We start from the raw sequence: 11,904 nt of genomic DNA, 5'->3' as shown, positions 1-11,904 counted from the left end.
AATCTTTCAGCCGTCCGGCGATTGAGGACCGGGGTCTGGGGCGGAGCCCCTGCGCGGCGAAGCCGCCAATAGATGCAGCCGGGAAGGGGCGGGGTGGGGGAAAGCCCCGCAGGGACCGCCCCTGCCTAGCCGTTCAACTCCGCAAGCACCCGCAACGTATGGCGGTCCGGGGCCAGTACCAGCAGATCCGTCACCGGACCCTTACGCCACAACTCCAGCCGCTCCGCGATACGCCCGCGCGGCCCCACCAACGAGATCTCATCGGCGAAAGCATCCGGCACGGCCATCACCGCCTCCTCCCGCCGCCCCGCAAGAAACAGCTCCTGAATCCTGCGCGCCTCCTCCTCGAACCCCATCCGCGCCATCAGATCCGCATGAAAGTTTCGCGCGGAGTGCCCCATTCCGCCGATATAGAACCCCAGCATCGCCTTGACCGGAAGCAAGCCTTCCGCAACGTCGTCGCAGACCTTCGCCCGCGCCATGGGCGCGACCATGAAACCGTCCGGCACGCCCGCAAGCGACGCCTCGTACACGTCGGCCCGCATCGGCGACCAGTAAAGGGGCAGCCACCCGTCCGCGATCCGCGCCGTCTGCGCGATGTTCTTCGGGCCCTCCGCACCGAGCAGCACCGGCAGATCTGCCCGCAGCGGATGCGTGATCGGTTTCAGGGGCTTGCCGAGACCGCTGCCGTCCTCCCCCCGGTAGGGGTGGGAGTGAAAGCGTCCGTCCAGGGCGACCGGGCCCTCCCGCCGCAGCACCTGGCGGATGACATCCACGTACTCCCGCGTGGCGGTCAGCGGCGACTTCGGGAACGGCCTGCCGTACCACCCCTCCACCACCTGCGGCCCGGAAAGCCCGAGCCCGAGCATCATCCGCCCACCGGACAGGTGGTCCAGAGTCAGCGCGTGCATCGCGGTCGTCACCGGAGACCGCGCCGCCATCTGTACGATCGCCGTGCCCAGCTTGATCCGCGAGGTCTGTGCCGCGATCCAGGTGAGGGGGGTGAAGGCGTCGGACCCCCACGCCTCCGCCGTCCACACGGAGTCGTACCCGAGCCGCTCGGCCTCCTGGGCGAGTGCCACGTGCCCGGGGTCGGGGCCGCGCCCCCAGTAGCCGAGAGCGAGTCCCAGGCGCATACCTGTGCCCATCCCCGATCCTTTCTGACGGGCCGTCAGTTCACTGCAGGATGGCGACTGTACGACAACGGCCCCCCACCCGGAAGGGTGAGGGGCCGCGAGGTGTGGGAGAGACCAGAGTGGCCGATCAGCCGCGCTGGATCCCCGTGGTGTCCTGCAGCACGCCGCGACGGCCGTCCTGCGTCTGGGCCACCAGGCCGGGGCCGCGCTGCTCGACGGCCAAGTACCAGGTGCCGGGCGCCAGTTCGGCGATCGGCGTCGGCGAACCGTCCTCCGCGTACAGCGGACGCGGCACCGGCACGGCGAACCAGAACGGTGAGAACTCACCGGTGGCCTGCGCCGCCCCGGGAGGCGGCGTCTGCTGCCCCGGCTGCGGCTGACCCGGCTGGGCGCCGAAGGGCTGACCCTGCTGGGGCTGACCGGGCTGGGCGCCGTACGGCTGGCCCTGCTGCGGCTGGCCCTGCGCACCGGGGTACCCGTAGCCACCCTGCGGCTGGCCGCCGTAGGGCTGGGGGGCGGCGGGGCGCGGGGCGCCGATGAGGGGAGCCTTGAAGGCGGGGACGGTCAGGGCGAGGATCGCCCCGGCGGCCAGGACCAGCGCGGCGATCAGGGAGAGAATGGTGCCGATGCCGGCGTCGATGCCGCTGTCACCCTGCCCCATGTTGTCGATGCCGCTGGCCGGGTCGAAGATCTGACCGAGGGCGCTCCAGAGAGCGGCCACGGTGAACACGACGCCGAAGTGGCCGAGGTCGATGCCCAGGACCTTCGGGGCCGCGGGCAGGCCGCGAGCCACGATGATGCAGACGGCGCCGATGAGCCCGGCCAGGGTGACGCTCATCAGGAACGGCCCGCTGTTCCAGGCGTTGGGCATGTCGGCGGAGTCCGAGATGCTTTCGATATCCCAGATGTCCAAGAACGAGGCGATGAACAGCAATACCGCTGCCCCGATCACCACGCCGTCGCCTCGAGTGAGAGAGCGGATATTCACTTCAGGTCCTTCGTCAGTCGTCTCGTCGGTGGAGGCGTCGCTCGCCCCAGGTAGCGGCGCGGAGCGCGGGGATGGCCCCCCATCGTACGGAGGACATTATCGTCCGCACGGGTGGGGTGTCTGCTCGGGATAAAGACCTACCGACGCGTTATCCCCGCAGAAAGCTCACGATTCCGTCCGAGATCCCCCGGGCCGCCTTCTGCCGCCAAGTGCCATTGGTGAGCAACGCCTCGTCCTTGGCGTCCCGCATATTGCCGCACTCGATGAACACCTTGGGGACGGTGGACAGATTGAGACCGCCCAGATCCTTGCGCACGTCGAGGCCCGTGCCGTCGCCGACGTAGTTGGACGGGGCGCTGCCCGTCGCGCTCAGGAACTTCCCGGCGACGCGCTCGCCCAAGGCGCGCGACGGGACGACGATCTTGGAGGTGTCCGCGGAACCCGACTTCACCGACGCGGGCAGGATCACGTGGAAACCGCGGTTGCCCGCCGCCGAACCGTCGGCGTGGACGGAGACGACGGCGTCCGCGTGGGCGTTGTTGCCGATGCGGGCGCGCTCGTCGACGCAGGGACCCCAGGGGCGGTCGCCGTCCTGGGTGAACTTCACCGTGGCGCCCTGCTTCTGGAGCAGCGTGCGCAGGCGGCGCGAGACGTCGAGGGTGAACTGGGCCTCGCTGTAACCGTTGTTCGTGGAGGTGCCCGTGGTGTCGCACGCCTTGCGGTTGGTGCCGATGTTCACCAGGCGGTTGATCTCGGCCGTGTGCTTGCCGTTGCCCGGGTTGTGGCCGGGGTCGATGACGACGACCTTGCCCTTGAGGGGGCCGGAGGCCGCGGGGCCGCCCGACGACTTCGGCGGCTTCGTCGCGCTCGGCTTGCCGCTCGCCTTGTCGTCGGCTTCATCGCCCTTGTCGCCCTGGTGGGTCTTGTCGTCCTTGTCGGATGCCGACGGGGACGGCTTGTCCGCCGATGGGCCCTGCGCGGACTCGGACTGGCTCGACGCGGGGAGAGTCCTGGGCGGCTCGCTCCCGCCGGGGCCGCTCGTCGCCTCGTAGATGAGCCACCCCGCCAGGCACGTCGGCACCAGCGCGGCGAGCGTCACGGTGAGGGGGCCGCCGCTGAAACGGCGGGGCGGGCGTGGGGGCTGGCTTTCCGGACCGACGTACGACACGACTGACACCTTACGGGCCGTTCACGTGCTCCCGCAGCGTCCCAGGACTCTCCGGCGCACGTGCCGTAGCCGATCTGTCCGTTCGGCGGAAGGCGGAGTCAGATTCCCGGGCCCGTCCGCCGCAGGACACGCAGCGAGTCGGTTGCCGAGACCTCGGTGAACGCGCCGGACTCCAGCGCCCTCAGGTAGACGCGGTACGGGGCCTGGCCCGTCATGATGTCCGCCGGGTTCGGGAAGACGTCGTGGATCAGGAGCAGGCCGCCCTCCGCGATGTGCGGGGCCCAGCCCTCGTAGTCGCCGGTGGCGTGCTCGTCCGTGTGGCCGCCGTCGATGAAGACGAGACCGAGCGCCCCGCCCCACGCCTTGGCCACCTGCGGCGAGCGGCCGACGATCGCGATCACGTGGTCTTCGAGGCCCGCGTGGTGGAGCGTGCGGCGGAAGGTTGGGAGGGTGTCCATCCGGCCGACCTCCGGGTCCACCGTCGCCGGATCGTGGTACTCCCAGCCAGGCTGCTGCTCCTCGCTGCCGCGGTGGTGGTCCACCGTGATCGCCGAGACGCCCGCCTCGCGTGCGGCGTCGGCGAGCAGGATCGTGGAGCGGCCGCAGTACGTTCCGACCTCCAGGAGCGGCAGGCCGAGCGCCGCGGCTTCTGCTGCCGCGTCGTACAGGGCGAGGCCTTCGCCGGTGGGCATGAACCCCTTCGCCGCTTCGAAGGCGGCCAGGATCTCCGGCTCGGGAGCCATGGGGGTTCCTCCGGTTGTTTAATGCGATGGGGTTGGTCTGCGGGCCGCCCTATGCTGCCGCATGGCCCGGCCGTTGACCGAGGCGGGGCCGTACACAGGAGTGGAAGGCGGCATGACCATGCAACTCGTACCGGCGGATCCGACGGTGCTGCATCCCTTTCCGGACCAGCCTCGTGTCGTATTGCTGAAGCCGCTGGTGAAGTCGCCGTTGATCGAGGTGGGGGAGTACTCCTACTACGACGATCCGGATGACGCGACGGCCTTCGAGACGCGCAATGTCCTCTACCACTACGGGCCGGAGAAGCTCCGCATCGGGAAGTTCTGCGCCTTCGGCACGGGGGTGCGGTTCATCATGAACGGCGCCAACCACCGGATGGACGGGCCCTCGACCTTTCCCTTCCCCATCATGGGGGGCTCGTGGGGCGAGCACTTCGATCTGATCAGCGGGCTGCCGGGGCGGGGGGACACCGTTGTCGGCAACGATGTCTGGTTCGGGCACGGCGTGATGGTGATGCCCGGGGTGCGGATCGGGCACGGGGCCGTTGTCGCATCCGGGTCCGTCGTCGTGGACGACGTCCCTGATTACGGCATCGTCGGCGGCAATCCCGCCAAGCTCATCCGTACGCGGTACAGCGAGGACGAGGTCGCGCGGCTGCTGGCCGTCGCTTGGTGGGACTGGCCTGCGGAACAGCTCACCGAGCATGTGCGGACTGTTATGTCCGGGACGATCGATGAGCTGGAGAAGGTCGCGCCGCGGGCCTAGCGGCGGCCTTGGCTGCCGTCATCACCGGCTTCGCCGAGTTCGTCCTCAATTGCCGGACGGGCTGGAATGCCCAGCCCGTCCGGCGCCCGCCCTACGCCAGCACGTCGCTCCCACCCGGCAGCGGAAGATCGACCTCCACCGCGTCCCCGCGATGCGCCGCCGCCGAGGCAAGCGGCGCATGCCCGGCGGCCGTCGCGGCGAGGACGTACGAGCCGTCGCCCGGGACCGGGAGCGAGTAGCGGCCGCCCTCATCCGTGAGGGCCGACCCCGCCTGCCGCCCCCTGCGGTCGATCAGCGTGACCTTGGCCCGCGCGACCGGCGTCCCGGAGGGGCTGAGGACCCGGCCGTGGAAACCGGCGAGGGCCTCCGTCGCGGCGCGCAGGTTCGCGTCCTCCTCACTGCTCGCCCGGAGCTGGGTCTTGACCGAGCGGCGGGCGGAGGGCAGGAACAGGGCGAAGACCAGGCCCAGGGCGACCGCGCCCGTGGCGATCAGGAAGGACGTGCGGAAGCCCGTCATCGTGGGGACGGCGACGCCGCCCACATGGTTCGCCGTGTTGGCGAGGACCATGCCGATGACGGCGCTCGAAACCGACGTACCGATCGACCGCATCAGGGTGTTGAGGCCGTTGGCCGCACCCGTCTCCGAAGGCGGAACGGCCCCGATGATCAGCGCGGGGAGCGAGGAGTAGGCGAGGCCGATGCCCGCGCCGACCACGACCGCGATGATGATGGTCTGCCAGGGGGCGCTCATCAGGCCGAGGCCCGCGCCGTAGCCGATCCCGATGATCAGCATGCCGAGGATGAGGGTCACCTTCGGGCCGTACTTCGCCGACAGACGCGCGTACACCGGCGCCGTGAACATCATCGTGAGGCCGAGCGGTGCCACGCACAGGCCCGCGACGACCATGGACTGGCCGAGGCCGTAGCCGGTGGCGGTCGGCAGCTGGAGCAGCTGCGGGAGGACCAGTGAGATCGCGTAGAACGCGACGCCGACCGTGATCGAGGCGAGGTTGGTGAAGAGGACCGCGGGGCGGGCCGTGGTGCGCAGGTCCACCAGCGGCGCCTTGAGGCGCAGCTCCATCACACCCCAGAGGACCAGGACGGCAGCCGCCGCGCCGAACAGGCCGAGCGTCATGCCCGAGGTCCAGCCCCAGTCGCTGCCCTTGGTGATGGGGAGGAGGAAGAGGACGAGTCCTGCGGAGAGGCCGATCGCGCCGAGGACGTCGAAGGTGCCCTGCGCCTTCACGGTGCTCTCGGGTACGAAGAGGACGGTCAGGAGCATCGATATGACGCCCAGGCCCGCCGCGCCGAAGAACAGCATGTGCCAGTCGGCGTGCTGGGCGGTCAGCGCCGCGAGCGGCAGGGCGAGGCCGCCGCCGACGCCGATGGACGAGCTCATCAGGGCCATCGCGGAGCCGAGCTTCTCGCGGGGCAGCTCGTCGCGCATCAGGCCGATGCCGAGCGGGATGGCGCCCATCGCGAAGCCCTGGAGGGCGCGGCCGACGATCATCACGACGAGGTCGTCGGTGAAGCCGCAGATCAGCGACCCGACGACCATCACGGCCAGGCTCGTCAGTAGCATGCGGCGCTTGCCGTAGAGGTCACCGAGGCGGCCCATGATCGGGGTCGACACGGCGCCCGCGAGCAGGGTCGCCGTCATGACCCAGGTGGCGTTCGACGGCGTGGTGCTCAGCAGCGTCGGCAGGTCCTTGATGACCGGCACCAGGAGCGTCTGCATCACCGCGACGACGATGCCGGCGAAGGCGAGTACGGGGACGACTCCGCGGGTGCCGCGTTGGTGGGTCGTCGACTGCGTCATTACGTGGGGCCTCCGGGGCGGTGCAAAAGCTGGCAGGGGTACGGACTGCGGGGGTACGTGCAGTAGGAACCTGTTTCCCGAGGCGACTATTCCGACGGATGTCGTACGAGGGCAAGTCTTGACCTGTTGTTAACCAGTCGGATAAGTGCTGCGCCGGCGAGCCCGGAACGAGCCCAGTATCTGACCTTCCGTCAGATTGGAACGTGTTCTAGTCTGTCGCCGTCCCGGAAGCTGCTACCGGCGAGGACGCGCATGAGCATCGGAATCACGCAGGAACAGCGGGAGTTGGCGGCAGCGGTGCGCGGTTGGATCACCCGCGCCGTGCCGCCCGACGAGATACGGAAACTGCTCGACGGGCCGCCCGGCTCAGGCGGCAGGCCCGCCTACTGGGACGGCCTCGTCGAGCAGGGGCTGCTCGCGGTGCACCTGCCCGAGGAGTACGGGGGCGGTGGTGGCGACCTCGTGGACCTCGCCGTCGTCCTGGAGGAGGCCGGGCGGGCCGCGCTCCCGGGGCCGTACCTGGCGAGCTCCCTCGCCTCGGAGGTGCTGCACCGCGCGGGCGCCCGTGAACTGGCCGCCGACCTGGCGTCCGGGGCGCGGATCGGCGCCGTCGCGCTCGGCGCGGGCACGCTCACCGCGGTGTCCGTGGCGGACGGCTTCGTCCTCGACGGCACCGCGCCGCCCGTTCTCTCGGGGGCGGACGCCGACCTGCTGATCCTGCCCGCGGAGTCCGCGAGCGGAACCGTGTGGCTCGCCGTCGACGCGGCCGAGCTGACCGTACGTACGCAGGAGAGCGCCGATCCGACGCGGCCCACCGCCGACGTGACGGCGGACGGGGTGGAGGTCCCGGCCGCGCGGCTGCTCGCCGTCGACAAGGCGCTCGTGCGCGACCTGGCGTGCGCCCTGTACGCGGCGGACGCGTGCGGAGTGGCGGCCTGGGCGCTTGGGACCGCGTCCGATTACGCGAAGGTGCGGGAACAGTTCGGGCGGCCCATCGGGCAGTTCCAGGCGGTCAAGCACGCCTGCGCGGACATGCTGGTGCGCCTCGAACAGGCGCGGGCACTCGCCTGGGACGCGGCGCGGGCGGCCGACGAGCCCCCGGAGGTGCGGGGGCTGGTCGCCGCGCTCGCCGCCGGGGCCGCGCTAGACGCCGCGTACTCCTGCGCCAAGGACTCCATCCAGATCCTCGGCGGCATCGGCTTCACCTGGGAGCACGACGCGCACCTGTATCTGCGCAGGTCACTGGTTGCCCGGCAGCTGCTCGGCACCGGTGACGGGCACCGGCTGCGGGCGGTGCGGCTCGCGGAGAGCGGGGCGCGGCGCGAGCTGCGGATGGAGCTGCCGCAGGAGGCGGAGGCGTACAGGGAGCGGGCCCGCGAGGCCGTCGCGCCGGCGCGGGGGCTCGACCCGGCCGCCGCCCGCAAGGCACTCGCGCCGACCGGCTACGCGGCGCCCCACCTGCCCGAGCCGTACGGCCTGGGCGCGGGGCCCGTCCAACAGCTCGCCGTGCAGGAGGAGTTGGCGGCTGCCGGAGTGCGCGTCAGCGATCTCGGGATAGCCACCTGGGTGGTGCCCTCGCTCATCGCATACGGCACGAGCGAGCAGCAGGAGCGGTTTCTGGCGCCGACGCTCAGGGGCGAGGTGCTGTGGTGCCAGCTGTTCAGCGAGCCCGGGGCGGGCTCGGACCTGGCCTCGCTGCGGACGCGGGCGGAGCGGGTCGACGGCGGCTGGCTGATCAACGGGCAGAAGGTGTGGACGAGCGCGGCGCAGTGGGCGGACCACGGGATCCTGCTCGCCCGCACGGACCCCGAAGCGCCCAAGCGCAAGGGCCTGACGTACTTCCTCATCGACATGAAACGGGCATCGGGCGTCGACATCCGCCCGCTGATGGAGATCACCGGGGACTCCCTCTTCAACGAGGTCTACTTCGACGACGTCCTGCTGCCCGCCGACGCGGTCGTCGGCGAGGTGAACGACGGCTGGCGGGTCGCGCGCCACACGCTCGGCAACGAACGCGTCCACATGGCCGACCAGCTGACCTTCGACACCGGCCTCGAAGCGCTCATCGCGCGCGCCGGTGATCTCGACGGCGCCTGCCGCGCGCGGATCGGCGCGCTCGCGGCCGAGGCGCACGCGCTCGCCTGCATCGGCCTGCGAACGACGATGCGGCAGGTGTCGGGCGCGGAACCGGGCGCCGGGGCCTCCATCCGCAAGCTCGTGCAGACCTCGCATCAGCAGAAGGTCGCCGAGCTCGCCGTCGAACTGCTCGGCCCGGCGGGCGCGGTGCGCGAGGACGCGGGAGAGCGGGCGCTGCACGGCTTCCTGATGTCGCGCTGCCTGACCATCGCGGGCGGGACCACGCAGGTGCAGCTGAATGTCGTCGCGGAGCGGCTCCTGGGCCTGCCGAGGGACCCCGAGCCCCGCCCCATCATCTAGCCCCACCCTTGAGAAGGAGCTGGCCAGTGAAGGCGTACATAGTCGGCGTCGGAATGACGAAGTTCGAGAAGCCCGAGACGCGGGACTGGCAGTACTGGGACATGGCGAAGGAGGCGGGCTCCAAGGCGCTCGACGATGCCGGGATCTCGTACGAGCAGGTGGAACAGGTCCCGGTCGGCTACTGCTTCCAGGCCTCGACGGCGGGGCAGCGTGCCGCGTACGAGCTGGGCCTGACCGGCGTCCCCGTCTACAACGTGAACAACAACTGCGCGACGGCGTCGACCGCGCTGATGATGGCGCGGCAGTTCGTCGAGGGCGGCATCAACGACTGCGTGCTCGCGCTCGGCTTCGAGAAGATGGCGCGCGGCGCGCTGGGGGGCGGGAGCGACGGCGGGGACTTCAAAACGTCCCCCGTGGCCCGGCACTACGGCGTGATGGCCGCGGCGCACGGCTTCGAGATGACCCCGCCCACCGCCCAGATCTTCGGCAACGCGGCCCGCGAGCACATGGAGAAGTACGGCACGACAGAGGCACAGCTGGCCGCCGTGGGCGCCAAGAACCACCGGCACTCGGTGCACAATCCGTACGCCCAGTTCCAGGACGAGTACACCGTCGACGAGATCCTCGCCGCCAAGACCATCCACCGCCCCCTCACCAAGCTGCAGTGCTCGCCGACGTCGGACGGCTCCGCGGCGGCGGTCGTCGCGTCGGAGCGGTTCGTGGAGCGGCACGGATTGCAGGACCGCGCCGTGGAGATCGCCGCGCAGGCGATGACGACGGACACGGGGGAGTCCTTCGACTCGGGCTCGTGCATCGACGTCGTGGGGCAGCCGATGTCGCGGGCGGCGGCACGGCAGGTGTACGAGGGGTCGGGCCTCGGCATCGAGGACGTCCACGTGATCGAGCTGCACGACTGCTTCTCGATCAACGAGCTCCTCACGTACGAGGCGCTCGGCATGTGCGGGGCGGGGGAGTCCGGGAAGCTCGTCGAGAGCGGGGCGACGACGTACGGCGGGCGGTGGGTGGTGAACCCGTCGGGCGGCCTGATCTCCAAGGGGCATCCGCTCGGCGCGACCGGGATCGCTCAAGTGGCGGAGCTCACCTGGCAGTTGAGGGGAGAGGCGGACGCACGGCAGGTGGCGGGGGCGCGGGTGGGGCTCGCGCACAACATCGGGCTCGGGGGAGCGGCGGTGGTGACGTTGCTGCGGAAGGGTTAGGGGCTGATGGGGCAGGGGCAGCGGCCTTGAGTCCTAGGACCCGCGGCCGAGGATCTTTGCGCCGAAACCCCGATGCACGGGGCACGCAATCCCTGAGAACATGCCCGTCATGGTCCAAACGCCCCCTGACACTTACATAGCCGCGACCTCGCGGAAGTCCGCACCCGTCTGGGCAGTGCTGCTCGCCGCCTGCGCGGGGCAGTTCCTCGTCGTCCTTGACGTGTCGGTGGTGAACACGGCGCTGCCCTCCATGCGGTCCGACCTGGGCATGAGCGCCGTCGGACTGCAGTGGGTGGTCAACGCGTACTCGATCGCCTTCGCCGGCTTCATGCTGCTCGGCGGGCGGGCCGGAGACCTCTTCGGCCGTAAGCGGATGTTCCTGGTCGGGCTCGGGCTCTTCACGGTGGCCTCGCTCGCGGGCGGGCTCGCACAGGCCGAGTGGCAACTGCTCGCCGCGCGGGCGGTGCAGGGGCTCGGCGCGGCGGTCCTCGCCCCTTCGACCCTGACGATCCTCACGTCGGCGGTGCCCGAGGGGCCCGCCCGGATACGGGCGATAGGGACCTGGTCGGCGGTCGGCGCGGGCGGCGGCGCCGCGGGTGGTCTCGTCGGCGGAGTCCTCACCGACCTGCTCTCCTGGCGCTGGGTGCTCCTGATCAACGTGCCGATCGGCGCTCTCGTCTTCGTCGCGGGCATGGCCTGGCTCACCGAGAGCCGGGCCGGCGAGGCACGCCGCCTCGACGTACCGGGCGCGGTCTTTGTGACGGCGGGGCTCGCCACGCTCGCGTACGGGATCGTGCAGACCGAGGAGAAGGGCTGGACGGCTTCGGCGACCCTGCTGCCGCTCGCCGCCGGGCTCCTGCTGCTCGGCCTCTTCGTCCTGGTCGAGGCGCGTACGAAGGTGCCGCTGATGCCGCTGAAGCTGTTCAGGGTGCGGTCCGTTTCGGCGGCGAACGCGGCGATGTTCGTGTGCGGCGGCGGCATGTTCGCCATGTGGTTCTTCATGACGCTGTACGCGCAGAACGTCCTGGGCTACTCGGCCCTGAAGGCGGGCCTGGCGTTGATTCCCTCGTCCCTGACGATCGTCTTCGGCTCGAAGCTGGCGCCGCGGCTGATGCCCGTGCTCGGGGCGAAGAACGTGTCCGTGCTCGGGATCCTGGTGGCGGCGGCCGGGTTCGGCTGGCAGTCCCTGATGACCGCCGACGGAGGCTACGTCACCTCGATCATGCTGCCCGGCATCGTGATGATGTTCGGCGCGGGGCTCGCCACGACGCCGCTGGCGTCCCTGGGTACTTCGGGGGCGGCGCCCGGGGATGCGGGGCTTGTCTCGGGGCTCATCAATACGTCGCGCACGATGGGGGGCGCGCTTGGGCTCGCGGTCCTCTCGACGGTTTCCGCGTCGCGGATGGGGGGTTCGACCACTCCGGAGGCGCTGACGGCCGGGTACGCGATGGCGTTCCGGACCAGTGGGTGCATTTTGCTGGTGGGGGTTGTGGTGCTGCTGGTGTGGATGCCGCGGGACGGGTCCAAGCGCTGATTTCTCCCCGACCCCGCCCCTTCCCGAGACCATGGGGCTCCGCCCCCTGGACCCCCGACAAGATGGCCTCAAACGCCGGCCGGGCTGAAAGTATCCAGCC

The 11,904-nt window shown here is 70.8% G+C and carries 9 protein-coding genes; 4 read left to right on the top strand and 5 right to left on the bottom strand.

Translation table 11 applies throughout. From position 1 onward, the window contains the following. Positions 1-125 precede the first annotated feature (125 nt). The 4 genes from ACFQ7F_RS42610 to ACFQ7F_RS42595 all read right to left on the bottom strand — a co-directional run bounded on the left by ACFQ7F_RS42610 (position 126) and on the right by ACFQ7F_RS42595 (position 4,035). Positions 126-1,136: an LLM class F420-dependent oxidoreductase gene (locus ACFQ7F_RS42610; RefSeq protein ID WP_383283903.1), complete on the bottom strand. Its 1,011-nt coding sequence runs from the start codon at positions 1,134-1,136 to the stop codon at positions 126-128. Between the two features lie 127 nt (positions 1,137-1,263). Then, positions 1,264-2,124 carry a hypothetical protein gene (locus ACFQ7F_RS42605; protein WP_383283897.1) on the bottom strand — a complete coding sequence of 287 codons (861 nt, stop codon included), beginning with the start codon at positions 2,122-2,124 and terminating at the stop codon, positions 1,264-1,266. A 148-nt stretch (positions 2,125-2,272) separates the two neighbouring features. Further along, positions 2,273-3,292, bottom strand: coding sequence for an N-acetylmuramoyl-L-alanine amidase (locus tag ACFQ7F_RS42600; protein ID WP_383283894.1), 1,020 nt, complete (start codon positions 3,290-3,292; stop codon positions 2,273-2,275). A gap of 98 nt (positions 3,293-3,390) precedes the next feature. Further along, a complete protein-coding gene (locus ACFQ7F_RS42595; RefSeq protein WP_383283891.1) occupies positions 3,391-4,035 on the bottom strand; it encodes a class I SAM-dependent methyltransferase in 645 nt (214 codons plus the stop codon). 118 nt (positions 4,036-4,153) lie between these two features. Here ACFQ7F_RS42595 and ACFQ7F_RS42590 point away from each other — a divergent pair, with 118 nt between their 5' ends. Next, complete coding sequence (locus tag ACFQ7F_RS42590) at positions 4,154-4,798, top strand: CatB-related O-acetyltransferase (protein WP_383283900.1); 645 nt, start codon at positions 4,154-4,156, stop codon at positions 4,796-4,798. 91 nt (positions 4,799-4,889) lie between these two features. On the opposite strand, the gene ACFQ7F_RS42585 is transcribed toward ACFQ7F_RS42590, so the two are convergent. Beyond that, entirely contained in the window at positions 4,890-6,617 is a 1,728-nt protein-coding gene (locus tag ACFQ7F_RS42585) for an MFS transporter (RefSeq protein ID WP_383283888.1), read from the bottom strand. 252 nt (positions 6,618-6,869) lie between these two features. Between ACFQ7F_RS42585 and ACFQ7F_RS42580 the strand changes: the two genes are divergently transcribed. The 3 genes from ACFQ7F_RS42580 (at position 6,870) to ACFQ7F_RS42570 (ending at position 11,804) form a co-directional block, all read left to right on the top strand. Beyond that, the gene (locus ACFQ7F_RS42580) at positions 6,870-9,053 is read left to right on the top strand and encodes an acyl-CoA dehydrogenase (RefSeq protein WP_383283885.1); all 2,184 of its coding nucleotides are present in this window, start codon (positions 6,870-6,872) and stop codon (positions 9,051-9,053) included. A gap of 26 nt (positions 9,054-9,079) precedes the next feature. Further along, the gene (locus ACFQ7F_RS42575) at positions 9,080-10,270 is read left to right on the top strand and encodes a lipid-transfer protein (protein ID WP_383283882.1); all 1,191 of its coding nucleotides are present in this window, start codon (positions 9,080-9,082) and stop codon (positions 10,268-10,270) included. Positions 10,271-10,379: 109 nt separating this feature from the next. Then, entirely contained in the window at positions 10,380-11,804 is a 1,425-nt protein-coding gene (locus ACFQ7F_RS42570; RefSeq protein ID WP_383283879.1) for an MFS transporter, read from the top strand. Positions 11,805-11,904: the final 100 nt, after the last annotated feature.

The sequence above is a fragment of the Streptomyces sp. NPDC056486 genome, assembly GCF_042795295.1.
GTDB lineage: Bacteria > Actinomycetota > Actinomycetes > Streptomycetales > Streptomycetaceae > Streptomyces.
This window is presented reverse-complemented; position numbering and strand designations above follow the sequence as displayed.